Here is an 18181-nt window from a genome sequence, read left to right as displayed (position 1 = left end):
CCAATTCGCGTCCCGAGCAGCAATTGTTGGAACGCCATGACAGAATGGATCGCGACCCGCGCCGAGGGTGAGAAACAACTGGCGGCCTTTGCGCCCCGTATGGGCCGACGCTACGCGAACGGTCGCAATACCGATCAGGGGGCGGGCCGCCATACGGCGGTGTCGGTCCTGTCGCCCTACATCCGGCGCAGGCTGGTGCTGGAGGCCGACGCCGTAGCGGCAGCCCTTGCAGCCCACGGCCCCGAGGACGCCGAGAAATTCGTGCAAGAGGTGATCTGGCGCGGCTATTTAAAAGGCTGGCTGGAACGCCGCCCGCAGGTCTGGGCCAGCTACCTGCGCGGGCTGGACGCCGACCTTGCCGCCCTTGATCGTGACCGCCGCCTGCGCCGTGATGTGGAGCGCGCGATAAGCGGACAGACAGGGCTGGAGTGTTTTGACGCCTGGGCCACCGAACTGGTGGAGATCGGCTATCTGCACAACCACGCGCGGATATGGTTTGCGTCGATCTGGATTTTTACCCTTGGCCTGCCATGGCGGCTGGGGGCGGATTTCTTTTACCGGCACCTGCTGGACGGCGATGCCGCGTCGAACACGCTGGGCTGGCGTTGGGTGGCCGGGCTGCACACGCGCGGCAAACCCTATCCGGCCGATGCCCAGAACATCGCCGCCTTCACCGCTGGGCGCTTTACCCCGCGCCCGTCCGATCTGGCAGAGGTCACACAGGGCCTTGAGGCGACCGAGCCTGACGGCCTGCCATCCCTGCTGCCCTTGCGTGCCGTCACGACCCCACAGCCCGGCAAGCCCACGGCCCTGCTGATCACCGATGAGGATTGCCGGGTGGAGGATTTCGACCTGTCCGCCATTGATATCCGGACCACGGACACGCTGACCACCAGCCACTTGCGATCACCCTTACCTGTGTCGGACCTTGTCCATGCGTTCGAGGCGGGTGCCTTGACCGATGCCGCCTTGCGGATCGGCGCAGCCCCCGTCACCCTGCACGCAGCCGACCCCACAGCGCTGGCCAAATGGGCCGCCGCCAGCGGTGCCACGCAAATCGCCACGCCCTACATCACCACCGGCCCCTTGCGGGACTTTATGGATGACGCAGCCCCGTCGCTTGCCCGCGCAGGCATCACCTTTTGCGAATGGCGGCGCGAGTGGGACGCGGCCATCTGGCCCCATGCCACGGCTGGGTTCTTTAAGGTAAAGCAGAACATCCCGCGGATTCTGAACCAGGTGTTCCCCGCATGACGCCCGTGGTCATCATCGGCGCAGGGATGTCGGGGCTGGCCTGTGCGCGCAGGCTGGCCGATGCAGGAATGGCCCCTGTGGTACTGGACAAGGGGCGCGGTATCGGCGGGCGCGTGGCCACGCGGCGGGCGGTAGATGTGCAGTTCGACCACGGCGCGCAATATGTGAATTCGCATGGGCCGGGCCTTGCTGCCGTGCTAGCGGCGCTGCAAACGGCAGGCAGCTTGGCCAAGTGGGGCAATGGCACCGGGCGGCATCACAGCGTTGGCGTGCCGGGAATGTCGGCCATACCCAAGGCGCTTGGGGTGGGGCTGGACATTCGCCTGAATACGCAGGTGGCCCGCTTGGAACCAGAGGCAGATGGCTGGCGGCTGCATCTGGCTGAGACCACCCTGCGCGCCGCGCGCGTTGTGGTCACTGTGCCCGCCCCGCAAGTGTCAGGCTTGCTGGGTGCCGATCATCCGCTTGTGGCGGCCCTTGATGCGGTGCGGATCGCCCCGTGCCTGACGCTCATGGCGGCTGTTACCGCCCCCGCCCCTTTCATCACCCGCAAGGATGCGGATGACCCGCTGTCATGGATCGCCCAAGACAGTACCAAGCCGGGCCGCCCGCAAGGGCAGACGCTTTGGGTGGCACAGGCGGGAGAGACGTTCAGTCTGGCGCACCTGGAGGATGATCCCACCACCCTGACCGCCCGCATGCTGCCCCTGCTATGCGACAGACTGGGCGTATCCCTTGGCCAAGTCACCCACGCCACCACGCACCGCTGGCGCTATGCAAGGGTGACCCAACCGCTGAGCCAGCCGTTCTTGCGCAGTGATGATGCCAGCCTCTATCTGGGCGGCGACTGGTGCCTTGGCCCACGCGTTGAAGCCGCTTGGGACAGCGGCACCGCCATTGCTGCCGACTTGCTGGCGCGGGGCTGATGATGTGGCATGACCCCCGCATCGCAAGGCTGATCACCTTGATCCGCGCCGTCCTCCGCCCGCCTGCAGGTGCTGCGCGCATCACCCTTGTGCTGGCCTTTGGTGCGCTGTGCCATGCGCTGTTTGCCGCAGGCGTGCTGGCGATGATCGTGGCGATGTTCTTTGGCCTGAGCGAAAGCCTTGGCAGTGTGCCTTGGCCTTGGGCCACGCTGGCCAATGCCGCGCTGATTGTGCAGTTTCCGCTGGCGCATTCGCTGTTTCTGACTACGCGCGGCGGGCGGTTGCTGGCACGCCTTGTCCCCGGCCCGCATGGGCAAACGCTGGCAACCACCACCTATGCCATCATCGCATCCGCCCAATTGCTGGCGCTGTTCGCGCTGTGGACACCATCAGGCATTGTCTGGTGGCGGGCCGAAGCCGCAGCCTTCTGGGCCATGACAGCCGCCTATGCCACCAGTTGGCTAATTTTGCTGAAAGCCAGCTTTGATGCCGGGGCCGAGGTGCAGTCGGGCGCGCTTGGCTGGATGTCGCTGCTGGCCCGCATCCCCCCGGTGTTTCCCGACATGCCGACCCGGGGGCTGTTCCGCCTGATCCGCCAGCCGATCTATGTGGCCTTTGCGCTGACGCTGTGGACGCCTCCAGTCTGGACGCCAGACCAGCTGGTGCTGGCAATCGCGTTCACCGCCTATTGCCTGCTGGCCCCGCGCCTGAAGGAACGCCGCTTTGCCGCCCGCTACGGTGCACGGTTTGATCAGTATCGCGACGAAGTGCCCTATGCCCTGCCCCGCCTGCCCAAGGACCACCCCGATGCGCAATGACCTGACGATCTATGACAAGGTGGCGGATCGCTGGTGGTCTGACGATATCCGCTGGGTGCGCACGCTGAAAAACCTGGTACCGGGGCGGTTGAAATGGTTCGACCGACAGATCGACTGGCAGGGCAAAGCGGTGCTGGACCTTGGCTGTGCCGGGGGGTTCATGGCCGAGGCATTGGCGGCGCGCGGCGCACACGTCACCGGGATCGACCCGGCGGCCGATGCCATCGACGCCGCCCGCGCCCATGCCCGCACGACAGGTTTGCGCATCGGCTATGATGTGGGCGTGGGAGAGGCTCTGCCCTACGATGACAACAGTTTTGACGCTGTTGTCTGCGTCGATGTGCTGGAACATGTCGCCGACCTGAATAAGGTCTTGACCGAAGTCGCCCGCACCCTGCGCCCCGGCGGGGTGTTCCTGTTCGACACCATCAACCGCAACCCGTTGGCCCGGCTTGCCACCATCACCATCGCCGAAGATGTGCTGCGCCTGTTGCCGCGCGGCACGCATGACCCGGCCATGTTCATCAAGCCGCGCGAATTGCGCGCCGCGATAGAAGGTGCCGGGTTGGTGCCGGGCGCTGTGACCGGCCTTGGCCCGCGCGGGATCAACCGCCGGTTCGATCTGATTTTCGGGCCGCTGCCACTGACGCCCATCCTCTATATGGGGATCGCGCGCAAACCCTTGGCTGGGGCTGTGTTATGACCGATCTGCCGCGCGAAAACGTGCAATCCTACCCCCGCCCTCCCGCGCTGGAACCCGTGCCGCAGCGGATCATGATCCGGCTGGGTGGGGCGCTGGTCTCGGAAACCGCCCGCGCCTTGCGGGTGTTGGAAACCCATCATGCTCCCAGCTATTACCTGCCACCCGAAGATATCCACGCCACCCTGCGCCCGGTGCAAGGCAGCAGCTACTGCGAGTGGAAAGGCGTCGCGCGCTATTTCGATGTGATCGCCGGAGGCAGGACGGCCGCCCGCGCTGCGTGGTCCTATGACAGCCCGACCGCCCGCTTTGCCGCCCTTGCAGGCTATGTGGCGTTTTATGCCGGGCTGATGGAGGAGGTCTGGGTCGGCGATCTGCGCGTCATTCCGCAACCGGGCAGCTTTTACGGCGGCTGGGTCACACCCAATCTGGACGGCCAGATCAAGGGTGCGCCGGGAACTCAGCATTGGTAGATTGCAGCACGGGCGGGGTGTTGCCTGCGCTGCCGCATGGAAAAGTTTGGGGAAGAAAATGGTTCCGCGCAGTCTGATCGTCCTTTCTCTTGCAGCTGTCTTGCTTGGTGGTGCCATGCCGCCTGCAATGGCTGACGCCGCTGCAGCCGGGCCCACATTCATCGAGGATTTCACCATGCAGCCGGAAACCCGTTGGCGGTTCTTCACCGATCAGGTGATGGGGGGCGTGTCCACTGGCGGTGTCACATTTGCGCAGGAAGACGGTCTGAATTTTGCGCGCATGACCGGCAGGGTCAGCACCGCCAACCGGGGCGGATTCATCCAGATGCAGCTTGATCTTGTCGGCCCGCCACCCGAAGACACAACCGGCGTGCGGTTGATGGTGCGCGGCAACGACCAGCGCTATTTCGTACACCTGCGGACTGGGGGCACGCTGTTGCCGTGGCAATACTATCAGGCAGGGTTCGAGGTTTCGGAAAGCTGGACCGAAGTGCGTCTGCCGCTCGTTGCGTTCACCGCCTCGGGCGCGTTGCTGCGCAGTGTACCCAAGCCGGGCAGCCTGAGTTCTGTTGCCGTCGTTGCCTACGGCCGCGACCATGACGCACGGATCGACGTACGCGAAGTGGGGTTCTACTGAACCACGAAAGCCCGGCACCTTCTTCCCACCCTACCCCGCCTCTGGCTGAAGACGGCGCTCGGCCACCACGCGTGTCAGGTCGGCGTTGTTTCTGCTCAGACGGGCCTGAGCCGTCGAGCGGCAAGCCAGCTGGCCAGTGCAATGACGCCTGCGGTTGCAAGGCACAGCGGCAGCCCGCCGATCTGGTAGCTCAGGCCGGACAGCAGCGTGCCGATCAAGCGGCCTGCGGCATTGGCCATGTAGTAGAAGCCCACGTCCCGCGTAATCCGCTCAGCTGATCCGAAGGCGAGGATCAGGTAGGAATGGACCGATGAATTGATTGCAAAGACGAAGCCGAAGAGCAGAAGGCCCCCGATCAGCGTGGCAGTAAGCCATGGCGCCGGACCCTCTGCCGCCCATGCTGCACCAGCCAGCAGGAAGGGGATGGGCACCAAAAGTCCGGCCCAGAAAATAGCCTTTCGGGTAGTTTGGGCTTCGGACTGGTTCTTCGATCCCAAAAGGCGGGGGGCGAACCCCTGCACGGCACCATATGCGATGATCCAGAGCGCAAGGAAGCTGCCGATCAGGAAGAAGGCTTCGCGTCGGCCCTCGGCCGTGCCATCCGACAGAACCGATTGGAAGTAGACGGGAACGCCAACGACGAACCACACATCGCGCGCGCCAAACAGGAACATCCGGGCAAGGCTGAGACGGTTAACCCGAGCATCCTTTGACCGCCAGCCGCCCCAGGCTTCGTCCGACTTCATCCGTCCCGGCAGACCCGCAGGCAGGAACAGAACGACAGCCAGCAAAATCACGACCAGCACTGCTGCCATGCCCCAGACCGCCGCCTGGAAGCCTGCAAGCGCCAGCAGCGCCGCGCCAAGAAAGAACCCCAGCCCCTTAACCGCGTTCTTCGATCCGGTCAGAAGCGCCACCCAACGAAAGAGACCTCCGTCCTCCTTGGGCGCCAGCAACTTCACGGCCGACTTCGAGGACATCTTGGCCAGATCCTTGGCCACGCCGGAGACGCCCTGCACCGCCATGACGAAAGCAACCGACGCCGCGACACCCCAGGACGGATCAAGCTGGGCTAGGGCAACGAGCGCCCCGATCTGCAACGCCAGCCCGCCGTAAAGCGTCGCGGCCAGACCAAATCGCGCTGCCAGCCACCCGGCGGCAAGGTTCGTTACGATCCCCGCCACCTCATACAGCACGAACAGCCAGGCCAGTTGCACCGGCGTGAAGCCAAGCGCGTTGAAGTGCAGCAGCACCAGCATCCGCAAAGCTCCGTCCGACAGCATGAAGGCCCAGTAGGCCGCCGTGACAGCTGCATAGGCGCGCAAGGGATTGGGCGGCGGGTTCGCCAAGGTCACACTCTGGGTCACAACGAACCCGCAACCATCCGCACGACATCGGCCAGACGGCAGGAATAGCCCCATTCGTTGTCATACCAGGCGTAGATCTTCACTTGTGTGCCGTTGATGACCATCGTGCATGGTCCATCGACCATTGCCGACCGCGGGTCATTGGTAAAATCGCACGACACCAACTGGCGCGTCTCATACCCGAGGATGCCGTTCAGCGGCCCTGCTGCGGCGGCAGCAAACAGGGCGTTCACCTCTTCCACCGTCGTCGCCCGCTCTACCTCAAACACGCAGTCGGTCAGCGAGGCGTTCAAGAGCGGCACGCGCACTGCATGGCCGTTCAACCTGCCCTTGAGTTCGGGGTAGATCAGCGTGATTGCTGTGGCGCTGCCTGTTGTCGTCGGGATCAGGTTCATCAGGGCGGATCGCGCCCGGCGCATGTCTTTTGCCGGGCGGTCCACGATGGTCTGGGTGTTCGTGACATCATGGATTGTGGTGATTGAACCGTGGCGGATGCCAAGGCTTTGGTGGATCACCTTCACCACCGGGGCAAGGCAGTTCGTCGTACAGGACGCCGCTGTGATCAGCGTTTGCGTGCCATCATACAGGTAGAGGTGGCTCGGTTTGTTTGAACAGGTTCCGGGCGTTTTCTAAGTGGATTTCCGCCTTGGTTACGCCGCTGCCGCTTCGGGCGTCGGCGGGTTGAAGTAGGCCTGATCGGGGGTTCTCCCGTCAAGCGATGAGTGGGGCCGCCGGCTGTTGTAGAAGCCGAGGTAGTTCCGGATCGAGGCGCGAGCCTCGGAGACGCTGGCATAGGCCCGCAGGTAGACCTCCTCGTATTTGATGGTCCGCCAGAGGCGCTCCACGAAGACGTTGTCGCGCCAGGCTCCCTTGCCGTCCATGCTGATCTTGATTTCGCGGCTCGCCAGCACCTTGATGAAGTCAGCCGAGGTGAACTGGCTGCCCTGATCCGTATTGAATATCTCAGGCTGGACGTGCCGAGCCAGCGCCTCCTCGAGGGCCTCAATGCAGAAGTCTGCTTCCAGCGTGATCGACACGCGCCAAGACAGCACCCGGCGGGTGAACCAGTCCAGAACGGCGGCCAGGTAAATGAAGCCGCGCGCCATTGGGATGTAGGTGATGTCCATCGCCCAGACCTGATTGGGCCGGGTGATCGGCAGCTTCCGGAGCAGATAGGGGTAGATCTTGTGCCCTGGCGCCGGTTTCGAGGTGTTCGACTTTCGATACAGCGCCTCGATCCCCATCCGCTTCATCAGCGTGGCAACGTGCAGCCGCCCGACCTTGAAGCCTTCCTGAACCAGCAGGCCCTGCAGCATCCGGCTGCCCGCGAAGGGAAATTCCATGTGCAGTTTGTCGATCCGGTGCATCAGCTTCAGATCGCCAGCCCGGACCGGGCGCGGCTGGTAGTAGACGCTGCCCCGGCTGATCCCCAGCACCTTGGCCTGACGGCCGACACTGAGCTTCGCTGTGCGGTCGATCATCTTTTTGCGCTCGGCAGCAGACCCGCCTTGCCGAGCGCGCCTGACAAAAAATCGTTCTCCAGCGTCAGCTCTCCGATCTTGGCATGCAGGGTCTTCACGTCGATCACCGGTTCCGGCTCAGCCTTCGAGGCTTCCCCAAAAACCCCGGTCGCCCCCTCGAGTAGCTGATCACGCCACTGCTTGATCTGGTTCGGGTGGACGTCGAAATCCTGCGCCAGCTCGATCAGCGTCTTCTCGCCCTTGATCGCGGCCACCGCCACTTTCGCCTTGAATGCCGGGCTGTGGTTCCGGCGTGGTCGTCTTGCCATGGTCTTCTCCTCGCTCGCAGCATCATGCTGCTGTTGCGCGGAAAATCCACTCAACCCGGCTGTTCAGATTTCCGGAACCACCTCTGTGCTTGCTTCGTCTGTCCATCGCAACATCCTATGCCCTGCGGGCGCTGGGTGTTGCACTTGAAACTTGAGCCTAAGAAGTAAATACGTCGCGCCGTTCCATTGGTTTGGATCGCCACGTAGCCACAAGTCAGACAGGAGACCTTGGAATAGAGGATGATCTCGATGGTGTATGGCATTCCGCAACGCGATGAGCGTAGACGTGTCGCCGTGATCGAAATATGGAAAGTGATCTTTTGAGACGTCATAGAGGGTGTGGAACGCCTCCAGTTTTGCCTCGAATGCGCGCTCCATGTTATGAATCGCTTCCTCGCGATCCACGTCGAAAAGGCTTGCGAACCGCATATGAGCCTCGACGTAGAGCCTCATGTAGTTCGCGAGGTTGCTAATCGCGTTTTCGACAACAGCAAGGCTCATTTAAGGCACTTCCGATTTTGCCTCATGGAGATGAGGAGGTTGATCACAGGAATTGTCAGTACCAGAGTGAAACTTAAACGTAAGCCCCTTTGATCTCAGTATCTTTCGTTCACCCAGTTCGCCACGATCAGCGCCGGCACACCGTCCACCGCCCGCTCGGCATCCCGCGCCAGATCCAGCCGCTTCGGCAGTTTGACCTGCGGCACCAGCAGGAAGATCGGCGCGGTCACGACGCCCCGGCCGGTTTTCGACTTTGATGCTACCGCGCGGCCCTTGGTGTTCAGCCGCCCGTCAGCGACCAGCAGACTCGGCCCGCGACGACGGTAGATGAAGCGAAGACGCAAACCGGTGCGGCGTTCCCATTCGCCGGGCGTGATGCGGCCGCCGCGCGTGGACTTCCCCGCCGCTGCCGTCGGGATTGTCAGCCAGAAGCCGTTCTTCGAGCGGATCAGGGGGCCGGTGTCATGCGCGCCGACGATCACCGGCGCATTCGACCAGACCAGCGCCGCTGCGTTCAGGCTTTCGCCCGACTTCGGGAAGCTGGCGAGGCGGATCGAGTTGGCAAGCCGGGTGCCCAGCCCCGCGCCGGTGATCTGCGTCCGCCAGGCGGATTTCAGGCCGGTCCCTGCCTCGCGCATCGCGGCCGTCACCGCACGCTCCCCCGCCGCAACCTCGGCCGCCATCATGGCGACGATGTCGGGGTCTATGTCGAGCCGCAGTTTCACGCGGGCCTCAGGTCCACAGTCCAGACCAGCCGCTCGCGGTCGCGGACCGGCTCGCCCTGAATGAGGAAAGCCTCGCCATCGATCTCGATCCTGTCGCCGGGGCGCGGGTTCGGCACTTCGGCCACACGTATGTCGACGCGCGTGGTTTCCGTCCAGAGCCGGGCATCGCCGAACTCGGTTATGTCATCGGCGCGTCGGGCAATGAGGCGCACCAGAACGGGCGCGCCGCCGTCGGCGATATGGACCGCATCGCGCCCGATGTTGCCATCGGCGAAAAGCGCGCCGACGGCAGCAGCAAAGGCGCTCATCACGTCCGCCGCGCCGAACGCAGCACCTGCGGGCGGGTGCAGATCGGCAGCGGGTTGCTTTCAATCTCGAGCCGCACCCATTCATCCCGGTCCCGGTCGGGGATCATCCGCGCGTAGAGCGGCTGGCCCAGCGTGTTCACCGTCTCGAACGTATCGGCGGGGGCGTGGTAGATCTCAAAGAGCCCGTCGACCGCCTCGGGATAAAACACTGCCTTGTCGGTCGCCACGCCGAAGCCCGCGCCGCCCCGGTAGCGGCGGAAGGTGATGCCGCCGAAGCTGACCTCGTCGGCAATTCGCGAGCGCAGATCAGCGGCGGCAGCTGTGTTCAGGTAGGTCTCGCGCACCTCCTTGTGCGCCACCAGATCGGCAAAGAAGGCCGAGCCGCATTCGGCGCGCAGCGCAATCGCACCGGTGGCAAGCCCGCCCATCACATCCTCGACGCTTTCGATCAGCGCCTGGCAGCGTTTGCGCAGCGCGCCCGAGGCGGGAGTGGCGTTGTCGAGGTCAAAGTCCACCTCGGTTGCAGGGGCGATGCCGAACTCGGTGAAGTAGTTGATCACCGTGGCCCCATCACGCGGGTCCTTTACCAGCCCTTGGATGCCGTTGAAGAGGTGGTATTCAAAGGTCGTCTCGGCGTCGTTGCGCAGGCGGCCGAGCTTGCGGGCGACTTCCGCCTGCACCTGCTGGGTGGCGCTTTCGGAACCGAAGTCGCGCACCTGCTGGATTTCCGAGGCCCAGATGACGTCCTGCTTCTTGAACTGGCGGCAGACGAAGGCCCGCACATCGCGGCGTTCGGGCGTCTGCTGGTCATAGACCGAGCCGCGTTCGGAGAACGGGATCAGCGACAGCGTGCCGTCGCGGCTCTCGATCACCACGGTGCGCGAGCGGACGCCGCGTGGACCGAACAGACCCGACCCGGAAAGGGTGGCGGGCTTGTAGGGGATGTTCTCCAGCGCACGGGTGAGTTCGATGATCGAGAAGGCATCGCCTTCGAAGATGTCCATGGTGGCCATGGGGTGCCTCCTGATTTTGGGGGGTTAGCGGACAAGAATGCCGAGCGTCAGCAGGGCAGCGTGAGCAGCGGCGATCTGCGGCGCGGTGGGCGTACCGGGGATCGTGATCTCGTACTGGTTAACGATGGCGGGGCCGCGGATCAGCACGACGGCGTTCTTGTCGCCGCCGCTGGCATCGACGCTGTCCCACAGGATGGCCGCCGCCGTCTGGGTGCCGTTCGAGGCGGCAGGATCGTGGGCCGCGTATTTGTCCGAGGCGGTGATCTTGCCCAGAATGGTGCCGGGCTGGAGGTTGCCAGAGGCAAGGATGACGGTGCTGCGGCAATAGTCGCGGAGCGCTTCCCAAACGAGGAAGCCGCCCGCGTGCGGGGTTTCAGTAAGCGTGGGCATGGATTTATCCTTTCAGACGGAAGGTGCGGGCGATGACATCGCCCCAGGGGCGCGCGCCAGACGGGCGGCCGGGTTGCGGATGGGCAGCGGAAATGTCGGGTTCCGCTTCGGCGCGAGTGGCCAGCAGGGCCGCGCGGACGTCGTCGAGGCCGGTGTCGCGCTCAAGGAACCGACCCGCCATCTGCGGCTGACCGGCCAGACGGCAGAGGTCGACGACGGCGCGGGCATGGGTCAACGCTGTGGCACGGACGCTGGCGGCAAAGTCTGCACCGTTGGCAGCGACAACGATGCAATCGGCTTCGGGCGCTGGCGCGGCGTCCTTAGGCAGGACGGTGTCAGCGTCAAAAGTCTCGGCAGCACCAAGAGTTTCCACGCCCGGGTCAGAGGACGGACCGGGAACCGCTGGTGCGCCACCGCCAGCATCAGAGCCAGCAGTGGCCTCGATACCGTCTCCGGGGCCTTCGTAGGACACCACGACCGCAATCTCGGCAGTGGTTGCTTCACCCTCCTGCTCCATCGCCGCAGCGCCCTGTGCGTCTGCCGAAGATTCAACGAGTGCGGGCGGCGCATTCCGGAACCGTGCCACATCGAACCGCGCTGCGATCCGGACCGGCTCTGCAATCCGGTCGGCAAAGCCAAGGTCCAACGCGTCCTTGGCATCAAGCCAGGTTTCAGCCGCCATCAGCGGGGCGATTTCTTCCGGTAGCCGACCAGATTTGGCGGCATATCCCTGCAGCAGGCTGCCCTTGATCTTGTCCAGCGCCTCGGCCATCGCCCGCATGTCGGTTGCGGAGCCCATGACCATGCCAGCAGGATCGTGGATCATAAGGAAGGCGTTTTCCGGCATGACGACCTCGTCGCCCGCCATGGCAATGTAGGACGCAGCCGAAGCCGCGATGCCGTCGATCCAGACCGTGACCGTGCCGGAATGGCGTTTGATGGCGTTGTAGATCGCAACGGCATCGAAGACCGACCCGCCCGGGCTGTTCAGACGCAAGGCCAGAGGCGTGGCAGCCGGCAACGCGCCCAGTTCCGCCGGAAACCCCCTTGCCGAGACGCCATAGGCCCCGATTTCGTCATAGATCACCACCTCCGCGCCCTCCGCTTGGGTTTGGGCTTGGGCGCGGATCACTGTCGAGCACCAGCCCGAGTGCATCGAGCTTGGCATTTGTGGCGGCGATCTCGGCCAGCACCGCGTCGGGGTTGCGGCCCTGCCGGGCGATCACCTCGGACAGCGTCATGGCGCCGGACCGGATCGACAGCAGGTTGGCCATCGCGTCCTTCTGCGAATCGTGCAATTATTTTGATGGATGCGATAAGATGCTCTGGCACTCATGCGCAAAAGGAGACTTCACTCTCATGAAAACAAACTTTGAAAATGCCTTGGCGACAATGCCAGAGCCCGTGGCTGATTTGTTTCGTGACATTAACCAACACCCTGACTACGATTGCGCCGCATTGAAGATCCAAAGAACAATTCACTTTCGAGGCAGCAAAGTTGGTGGTTTGAATCCCAGGTCAAGTGAATGGTATTTTTCGCGTGTTTTTGTAGCTGATTGTGGTGGCATCGAAAAAGTTGAGCGACACGGTTTTAAAAAAATGCTGAAAAGACCAGATCACGAGTACTGGGGCAGAAGCGGTGCCGGGTCAGTCAATGCGTTTCGCATTGCCTTAGGCGAACTGACCGGCGTTCGGATATAGTCTACACGTGCGTAAACAATCAGCCCCGGTTCGAATTGCTCGACGCGGCGGCGGAACTCGACCAGTTTTGCGCGCAGGCTGGAATAGTTGGCCTGCCGCACATCGCCGGTGACCAAGTGATAGGGAAGCCCCAGCGATGCCGAGACCGACAGCAGCGTGCGGTACTGGAACGCCTCATAGCCGCCGCCGACATCGGCGGGGCTGGAGAACTTCACATCCTCACCAGGCAACAACACCTGCAGAGTGCCCGGTTCCAGGCTGACGGTTGCACCGCTGTCGTCGGTCGCCTCGATCTCGCCCATCAACTGCTCTTCCGGAGCCGTCTTGGTGATGAAGCCTGCGAACATCGCCGCCGTCTTCTTCCGGTCAAGCTCCGCGTCGTCATACTGGTCGAGCAGAAACAGCCGCACCATGGCGGGTGCGACGTGCGGCAAGCCCCTGATCTGGCCCGCATCGATGGGCCGGTAGATGTGCAGCACGTCCTGGGCCGAAACACGGACCGTCTCGGACGTGACCATGCCCTGATCGGTGCTGTCGCCTGGATGTCGGCGGCGGAAGTGATACGCCACGCGGCGGCCGATGGCATCGAATTCGATGCCACAGCGGATGCGATTGCCGTTGGCAGTGGCCTCGGTTTTCTCGAAGGGCAGCATCTCCGATTGCAACAGCTGCATCTGCAGCGGCACCAGCAGACCATCCTCAGCCCGGCGCGGGCGCAGCCGGACGAAACACTCTCCCGCGACGAACATCTCGCGCGCCACCATGGCCTGCAAGCCGTAGAAATCGGTCAGTCCGTCCGCATCCGCCTCATCGGTCCAGGCCAGCCAGAGCCGCTGCACCTGCTCGCGCAGCGCCGGATCCTCGATCAGCGATGATGGCTTGATGCCGTCGCCCACCAAATTCGACGCAAAAGCCTCGCAGGCGTTCGCCGCATAGCCGTTGGTGACCACCAGTTCGCGCGACCGCGCCAGCAAACGCGGACCGCCCGAGGCAACCAGCGAGTTGATGTTTTCCAGCGGCGGGTTCCAGCCGCGCAACCGGCGCTGCGACATCGCCCCTTCGAGCCTGGCACGCACAGCGACAGGGCCGCCGATTTCCCGGCGGCGAAAGGCATCAAGCCAGCTCATGCTTTACAGCCCCTTGGTGGTGATCACGCGCACCTGCCGGATGATCTTGCGCCCTTCAGCTGTCGCGATCTCGCGATCCAGCACCTCGATGGCCCGGTCGATCTCCGCCAGGCTGCGATAGTCCACCGTCTTGCCGTCATAGCTCACCCGCGCCACGCCGGAGGAACGCGACGCTGCCAGTGCCTCGCGACGGGTCTTCAACTCGGCGATTGTGGGCATGTCTACCTCATGTAACTCGAAGCCACAGTTCTGCGCCGCGCGGGACTGCGCACCGCCCGGATGGCTCCGGCGGCAGCCTTGTCTTGGCCCGCGTCACCATTACTGTCCCCTGCCACTTGCGCCTCGAGATCCACCCAGCGCGCTTCGGACCACCGATCCGCGCCGACGATCCAGGCGGCGGCGCGGGCGTAGACCCGGCAATCCAGCGCCTCGTTGCGTTCGCGCAGTTTCTGCCATTCAAGCCGGGCAAAGCCGCGCTTGGTGCGCACGGTGACCAGTTCCTCGGCCACAAGCTGCTTCAGCCATTCGCTTTCCACCCAGTCGGGCAGATGCACGGTGCCGGGCGGACATTGCACGCCCTCGGCCAGTTCCTCTTTCGTCGGGCGCGGCAGGCCGAGATGGCGATAGGTTTCCGCCTTGAATGTGGACACCGCCACGGTCCAGAGCCTTGCGCCCCGGCGCAGGCGTTTGCCCGCGTCGGTCACATCGACATAGGTTGGGCCTGACACCGGGCTGGAACGATTGAACCCTTCGACGCCTTTCACGGGCGAAACTTGCGCAACCCCCTGCCGCCGCGACCAGGCATAAACGGCCGGAGCCTCATAGCCGGTGTCGATGGCGAGCTTTGCCAGCCGCAGATGCGCGCCGTTTTCATGTGCCCATGTCCGGTCCAGAAGCTTTGTTAGTTCCGACCAGGCACCCTGATGATCGGGACCGCCATCGATGACGATATGATCCACCAGCCAGCTTGTCCCGCCCCGGCCCCAGGCCCAGACGTCGACCTCAATCCGGTCCTTCTGAACGTCGGCCCCGGCGGTCAGGAACAATCCGCCCGCAGGAACGATGCCCGGCTTCCACGCCTCGCGGCGATCATAAAGCCGCGACCAATCGGGCGCTTCGCCGCTCTCAACCCATGTCTCGCCAAGAATGGTGTTTTTGAACGCCCGGATCGCCTCATCCGAGCCCTGTGCCGCTTCCCATGCCCGCACGATCCGCTCCCAACTGAGCCAGCCGATCGGCGAATAAAGCGCCGAGAGGTGATAGCCGACGGTGCCGGGATCGGCAGCAACAGCGGTTGCCCGCCATTCGCCCGCTTCCAGCAGTGCCGTCTTGTGATGTTCTGCGATGGGCCGCTCGCAGCCCTCGCAATGGTATGCTGCCGCCTCAGGCCGCCCCTTCTCCCAGCGCAGCCGCTCGAACTTGAGCCACTGGAACTGGCTGCAATGCGGGCACGGCACGAAGAACCGGCGTTGGTCGCTGGCCTCGTATTCCCGCTCGATCCGGCTCAGCCCCCGGATCGTCGGGGTGGAGACCAGGAAAACCTTGCGCCGGTGCGCGAAGGTCAGCGTCCGGGCTTCGGCCAAACTGACCGGGTCGCCCTCCTCGTCGGCCGAGGCGGGATACGCATCCACTTCATCCAGAAAAATGTAGCGTGCCGGTGTCGAGCGCAGCCCAACCGCCGAGTTCGCCCCGGTCATGATCAGGATGCCGCCCGCGAATTCCTTGGACAGCATCGTGTTGCCTGCGTCACGCGACCGCGCCGGTTTGACCCGCTCCCGCAACTCCGGGCTTTCCTCGATCAGCGGGTCGATCCGCTGGCGCGAATTGCGTTTCGCCAGTTCCACGGTCGGCTGCACCGCGAGCATCGGGCCCGGCGCATGGTGGATGGCAAAGCCGATCCAGTTGTTCCCGGCCTCGGTAGCACCAACCTGCGCTGCCTTCATGAACACGATGCGCTGGACGGCCGAGCTAGGCGACAGCGCGTCCATGATCTCAACCGCATTACATCTGCGAGGCCAAGCTCGCGTCGTAAAGCCTCAAGGCCGTCCGGAAGCAAGTCTGGGTCTGTATTTCGTTCGCCTTGGTTATTCAGCACTTCAATCTCGATCCCAAATCCATAGGCGACAAAAGAACAAGCCACCGTCTCCAACTTGGAGAAACCATAGGATCTGAATGGAGTAGCGACAACTTCGAAACCGCCCAGCAATGCTCGGCCTAGCGCTGGCGTCCCTTGTCCGCGGCAAACCGGATCGCCTCGAACAGCCGCCGCAAGAGATAGGACCGGCCAATGCTGGCCACGGTGAACACGGCGCCCATCTTCAGGTTCTGTGCCAGCGTCGTGTGCAATCCGAAAATCGGGAAGATCAGGATCTGGGTGACAACCGCTACCCCATAGCCCACGACGACATTGGCCACCGCTTCAACCAGAGACATGGCGCGCGATTGCTTCATGCTGGCGCCCCGTTATCCAACGGCCAGCAGTTCAGCTGCCAGAGTTCGCAGCGCATGCGCCGCAACCAGCGGGACCACTCCGTTGCCACAGAGGCGAAGCCGGTCCACCCGGTGGGCCAGCCCATCAGCGCCTCGACGAATGCTGGGTTCAAGGTCCGGCGCTGCTCTGAGGTATCGGTCCCAGCCACCTGCGTCACCAGGACCTGGCGGCCAAGCAGGCCGTTCACCGGCGTGTTCGCCAATGTCGTCGCCCCATCCTTGTGATCGCGCGCCGTCGGCGTCATCCACATGCGGCTGGCATGGGTCAGATCCGCTGTCTTGCGGTTCCCAGCACTCGGCTTGCAGCCGTCGTTGGCCATCGGCGTCGGCCAATCCCGCGCCATGCCGTCCAGACCCTTCTCGTGCTTTCGGTCTCCACCCCGGCTCCGGAAGCTGTCGGTCTGCGGCGTTGGCCACATCGCGGCGCTCGTTGCCAGGTTCATGCCGTGTTTGCCCGCTTCCTGCGAAGGCGTCGGTTTTGTCTGCCGGTTCTCGTTGGCGCTGGCGCGCGGCGTCGGCCATAGCCGCAACATCTCGGTCCGGTTTCCGCCACTCGAGCGGATCCCGGAGCAGGCGCGCGGGGTCGGCCAACTCGTCACCCTCGCGGATGGCGAGGATGAACAGCCGTTCGCGTTTGTGGGGCGCACCGACTTCCGCCGCCGTAAAGAGGCCTGCCGCAAGGCGGTAGCCCATGTTGACCAGTCCGCTGGCAACTTCTGATTTATCGGGGACTCTGAGAAGCGCCAGTCACTCTCTTGTTCTCAGCGTGAACATTGACTTAGCCAAACCGAGTCCAAAAAGAAGTAAGCCAAACCCAAGAAGGCCATAACTGACGTTTTTAAGAAGTGCCATCAACCTGATTGCTTCTTGCGGCCCGCCAGCGCGAAGTAGTTCGTAACCCACCTGTGGATCGCTTGTCGCAAACAGCAGGTATCCGCCGCCACCAATCAATAGAACACCCCAACCAGTCCAAAAGGAAGGATAGATTTCATACATTGTCGAGGTTGAGTTCTTTTTCGCTCTTTTTTGGGCAGGCAATATCTGGAGAAAGTAAATGACAAGGAGAATTGTCCCCAGAAGCAGGAAAGGCATAATTCCGATATTGTTCAACAACTCACTTCTCCCGCATCGGTCAATAGAACTTTGCATCGTCCACTAAATGCTCTCTTGGGTCAAGAGGTCTTGTACTAGTAGGCTATGCACGCCGTCAGGCCGTATTGTCCCTCTCGGTCGCGGTCGGCATCGTCGCCCAACCGCGTGGCATTCACCTGCGCAAAGGTCCGGCCATCGCCCTCGAGGATCGCGTCGCGGCCAGTGTCGGCCTGCCAGCGCTCGACGGCGACGTCGATGTAGGCCGGGCTGATTTCCATTGCGAAGACGCGTCGCCCGTTGGCCTCGCCCGCCATGATCTGCGAACCCGAACCACAGAACGGCTCGTAGCAAAGCCCACCCCGCGCCACATGCTGGCGCATCGGGATGCCGAAGGCGTCGAGCGGTTTCGGCGTCGGATGGTCGGGCCGCTCGTCCTTGGCAAAGCTGGGCAGCGCCCATGTTGAGGGCAGCATATCCTCGGCCACCTTCGGCGGGCGGTTCGGGCGGCGCCAGCCCATGAAGCAGGGCTCATGTTTCCAGAGGTAATGCGACCGGGTGAGAACCCCGCGGTCCTTCACCCAGATGATCTGCTGATGGACGAACGCCCCGACCTTTTCCCAGCAGGCCTCGAGCATCGCCTGGCGTCGCGAGGCGTGCCAGCAATACCACGCAGCATTTTCAGCGATGGCTTCGGCGACCGCCGCGGCGATGAACCCGTCGTAAAGTTCTGCCCCCTGCGAAGAGTCGTCCCACGTTGTGCCGTAAGACGCCGACCAGTCCTTGTTCCGCGTCGGATGGTTCGAGCCGTCGTAATCCACCAGATACGGAGGGTCGGTCGCGAACAGGATGGCGCGCTCGCCGTTCATCAGG

The 18181-nt window shown here is 63.6% G+C and carries 22 protein-coding genes and 2 pseudogenes; 6 read left to right on the top strand and 18 right to left on the bottom strand.

What is annotated here, in order from left to right:
* Positions 1-36: 36 nt before the first annotated feature.
* Genes ROA7023_RS19000 through ROA7023_RS18975 form a run of 6 tightly spaced genes read left to right on the top strand, consistent with a single transcriptional unit; the run spans position 37 to position 4808 of the window.
* Positions 37-1254, top strand: a complete 1218-nt coding sequence (locus tag ROA7023_RS19000; RefSeq protein WP_085880591.1) for an FAD-binding domain-containing protein — start codon at positions 37-39, stop codon at positions 1252-1254.
* A complete protein-coding gene (locus tag ROA7023_RS18995) occupies positions 1251-2180 on the top strand; it encodes an NAD(P)/FAD-dependent oxidoreductase (protein ID WP_085880590.1) in 930 nt (309 codons plus the stop codon). The genes ROA7023_RS19000 and ROA7023_RS18995 overlap by 4 nt, the downstream gene beginning before the upstream one ends.
* Before the next feature lie 2 nt (positions 2181-2182).
* On the top strand, positions 2183-2998 hold the full coding sequence (locus ROA7023_RS18990; protein ID WP_085880589.1) for a hypothetical protein: 816 nt from the start codon (positions 2183-2185) through the stop codon (positions 2996-2998).
* Positions 2988-3701, top strand: a complete 714-nt coding sequence (gene ubiG, locus ROA7023_RS18985; protein WP_085880588.1) for a bifunctional 2-polyprenyl-6-hydroxyphenol methylase/3-demethylubiquinol 3-O-methyltransferase UbiG — start codon at positions 2988-2990, stop codon at positions 3699-3701. The genes ROA7023_RS18990 and ubiG overlap by 11 nt, the downstream gene beginning before the upstream one ends.
* On the top strand, positions 3698-4171 hold the full coding sequence (locus ROA7023_RS18980; RefSeq protein ID WP_085880587.1) for a DUF427 domain-containing protein: 474 nt from the start codon (positions 3698-3700) through the stop codon (positions 4169-4171). The genes ubiG and ROA7023_RS18980 overlap by 4 nt, the downstream gene beginning before the upstream one ends.
* 58 nt (positions 4172-4229) lie before the next feature.
* Positions 4230-4808, top strand: a complete 579-nt coding sequence (locus ROA7023_RS18975) for a CIA30 family protein (protein ID WP_085880586.1) — start codon at positions 4230-4232, stop codon at positions 4806-4808.
* A 95-nt stretch (positions 4809-4903) separates the two neighbouring features.
* On the opposite strand, the gene arsJ is transcribed toward ROA7023_RS18975, so the two are convergent.
* The 18 genes and pseudogenes from arsJ to ROA7023_RS18900 all read right to left on the bottom strand — a co-directional run.
* Positions 4904-6163 (bottom strand): organoarsenical effux MFS transporter ArsJ, encoded by a 1260-nt coding sequence (arsJ, locus tag ROA7023_RS18970; RefSeq protein WP_370739250.1) that lies wholly within the window; start codon positions 6161-6163, stop codon positions 4904-4906.
* A gap of 8 nt (positions 6164-6171) precedes the next feature.
* A pseudogene (locus tag ROA7023_RS18965) lies at positions 6172-6744 on the bottom strand (ArsJ-associated glyceraldehyde-3-phosphate dehydrogenase); the annotation flags it as partial.
* Between the two features lie 81 nt (positions 6745-6825).
* A protein-coding gene (locus ROA7023_RS18960) for an IS3 family transposase (RefSeq protein ID WP_143535649.1) occupies positions 6826-7964 on the bottom strand; the annotation gives its coding sequence in 2 pieces (ribosomal slippage) (positions 6826-7709 and positions 7709-7964; 1140 coding nt in all).
* Positions 7965-8027: 63 nt separating this feature from the next.
* Positions 8028-8465, bottom strand: coding sequence for a hypothetical protein (locus tag ROA7023_RS24550; RefSeq protein WP_159458590.1), 438 nt, complete (start codon positions 8463-8465; stop codon positions 8028-8030).
* A gap of 95 nt (positions 8466-8560) precedes the next feature.
* Complete coding sequence (locus ROA7023_RS18950; RefSeq protein WP_085880583.1) at positions 8561-9190, bottom strand: DUF6441 family protein; 630 nt, start codon at positions 9188-9190, stop codon at positions 8561-8563.
* Entirely contained in the window at positions 9187-9498 is a 312-nt protein-coding gene (locus ROA7023_RS18945) for a head-tail joining protein (RefSeq protein WP_085880582.1), read from the bottom strand. The genes ROA7023_RS18950 and ROA7023_RS18945 overlap by 4 nt, the downstream gene beginning before the upstream one ends.
* The gene (locus ROA7023_RS18940; protein ID WP_085880581.1) at positions 9498-10511 is read right to left on the bottom strand and encodes a major capsid protein; all 1014 of its coding nucleotides are present in this window, start codon (positions 10509-10511) and stop codon (positions 9498-9500) included. Before ROA7023_RS18940 ends, ROA7023_RS18945 begins: the two co-directional genes overlap by 1 nt.
* A 24-nt stretch (positions 10512-10535) precedes the next feature.
* Entirely contained in the window at positions 10536-10901 is a 366-nt protein-coding gene (locus ROA7023_RS18935; RefSeq protein WP_085880580.1) for a head decoration protein, read from the bottom strand.
* A 4-nt stretch (positions 10902-10905) separates the two neighbouring features.
* On the bottom strand, positions 10906-11988 hold the full coding sequence (locus ROA7023_RS18930; protein WP_159458589.1) for a head maturation protease, ClpP-related: 1083 nt from the start codon (positions 11986-11988) through the stop codon (positions 10906-10908).
* Positions 11978-12175: a hypothetical protein gene (locus tag ROA7023_RS24040; protein ID WP_234992339.1), complete on the bottom strand. Its 198-nt coding sequence runs from the start codon at positions 12173-12175 to the stop codon at positions 11978-11980. The genes ROA7023_RS18930 and ROA7023_RS24040 overlap by 11 nt, the downstream gene beginning before the upstream one ends.
* A 342-nt stretch (positions 12176-12517) precedes the next feature.
* Positions 12518-13729, bottom strand: a complete 1212-nt coding sequence (locus tag ROA7023_RS18925) for a phage portal protein (RefSeq protein WP_234992337.1) — start codon at positions 13727-13729, stop codon at positions 12518-12520.
* Positions 13730-13732: 3 nt separating this feature from the next.
* Positions 13733-13948, bottom strand: a complete 216-nt coding sequence (locus ROA7023_RS18920; protein ID WP_085880578.1) for a phage head-tail joining protein — start codon at positions 13946-13948, stop codon at positions 13733-13735.
* Positions 13949-13950: 2 nt separating this feature from the next.
* Complete coding sequence (locus tag ROA7023_RS18915; RefSeq protein WP_085880577.1) at positions 13951-15717, bottom strand: phage terminase large subunit family protein; 1767 nt, start codon at positions 15715-15717, stop codon at positions 13951-13953.
* Between the two features lie 226 nt (positions 15718-15943).
* Positions 15944-16180: a DUF7220 family protein gene (locus ROA7023_RS18910; protein ID WP_085880576.1), complete on the bottom strand. Its 237-nt coding sequence runs from the start codon at positions 16178-16180 to the stop codon at positions 15944-15946.
* Positions 16177-16539 (bottom strand): hypothetical protein, encoded by a 363-nt coding sequence (locus ROA7023_RS25290; protein WP_234992344.1) that lies wholly within the window; start codon positions 16537-16539, stop codon positions 16177-16179. Before ROA7023_RS25290 ends, ROA7023_RS18910 begins: the two co-directional genes overlap by 4 nt.
* A 325-nt stretch (positions 16540-16864) precedes the next feature.
* Positions 16865-16912 (bottom strand): annotated as a pseudogene (locus ROA7023_RS25285) (hypothetical protein); the annotation flags it as partial.
* 54 nt (positions 16913-16966) lie between these two features.
* A complete protein-coding gene (locus tag ROA7023_RS24030) occupies positions 16967-17332 on the bottom strand; it encodes a preprotein translocase subunit YajC (RefSeq protein ID WP_159458588.1) in 366 nt (121 codons plus the stop codon).
* Between the two features lie 74 nt (positions 17333-17406).
* The coding region (locus ROA7023_RS18900; protein ID WP_143535646.1) for a DNA-methyltransferase at positions 17407-18181 on the bottom strand (775 nt) is incomplete at its 5' end.

This window comes from Roseisalinus antarcticus (genome assembly GCF_900172355.1).
GTDB classification, from domain to species: Bacteria; Pseudomonadota; Alphaproteobacteria; order Rhodobacterales; family Rhodobacteraceae; genus Oceanicola; species Oceanicola antarcticus_A.
The sequence above is the reverse complement of the archived record's forward strand: the minus strand, read 5'-3'. Positions and strand labels throughout refer to the sequence as shown.

Coding starts and splice junctions, on each gene's coding strand:
- ROA7023_RS18945 (WP_085880582.1), bottom strand. CDS start 9,498: ATGAGCGCCTTTGCTGCTGCCGTCGGCGCGCTTTTCGCCGATGGCAAC.
- ROA7023_RS18990 (WP_085880589.1), top strand. CDS start 2,183: ATGTGGCATGACCCCCGCATCGCAAGGCTGATCACCTTGATCCGCGCC.
- ROA7023_RS18910 (WP_085880576.1), bottom strand. CDS start 16,180: ATGAAGCAATCGCGCGCCATGTCTCTGGTTGAAGCGGTGGCCAATGTC.
- ROA7023_RS18940 (WP_085880581.1), bottom strand. CDS start 10,511: ATGGCCACCATGGACATCTTCGAAGGCGATGCCTTCTCGATCATCGAA.
- ROA7023_RS18995 (WP_085880590.1), top strand. CDS start 1,251: ATGACGCCCGTGGTCATCATCGGCGCAGGGATGTCGGGGCTGGCCTGT.
- ROA7023_RS18920 (WP_085880578.1), bottom strand. CDS start 13,948: ATGCCCACAATCGCCGAGTTGAAGACCCGTCGCGAGGCACTGGCAGCG.
- ROA7023_RS25290 (WP_234992344.1), bottom strand. CDS start 16,539: ATGGCCAACGACGGCTGCAAGCCGAGTGCTGGGAACCGCAAGACAGCG.
- ROA7023_RS18915 (WP_085880577.1), bottom strand. CDS start 15,717: ATGGACGCGCTGTCGCCTAGCTCGGCCGTCCAGCGCATCGTGTTCATG.
- ROA7023_RS18980 (WP_085880587.1), top strand. CDS start 3,698: ATGACCGATCTGCCGCGCGAAAACGTGCAATCCTACCCCCGCCCTCCC.
- ubiG (WP_085880588.1), top strand. CDS start 2,988: ATGCGCAATGACCTGACGATCTATGACAAGGTGGCGGATCGCTGGTGG.
- ROA7023_RS18975 (WP_085880586.1), top strand. CDS start 4,230: ATGGTTCCGCGCAGTCTGATCGTCCTTTCTCTTGCAGCTGTCTTGCTT.
- ROA7023_RS19000 (WP_085880591.1), top strand. CDS start 37: ATGACAGAATGGATCGCGACCCGCGCCGAGGGTGAGAAACAACTGGCG.
- ROA7023_RS24040 (WP_234992339.1), bottom strand. CDS start 12,175: ATGGCCAACCTGCTGTCGATCCGGTCCGGCGCCATGACGCTGTCCGAG.
- ROA7023_RS18925 (WP_234992337.1), bottom strand. CDS start 13,729: ATGAGCTGGCTTGATGCCTTTCGCCGCCGGGAAATCGGCGGCCCTGTC.
- ROA7023_RS18935 (WP_085880580.1), bottom strand. CDS start 10,901: ATGCCCACGCTTACTGAAACCCCGCACGCGGGCGGCTTCCTCGTTTGG.
- ROA7023_RS24550 (WP_159458590.1), bottom strand. CDS start 8,465: ATGAGCCTTGCTGTTGTCGAAAACGCGATTAGCAACCTCGCGAACTAC.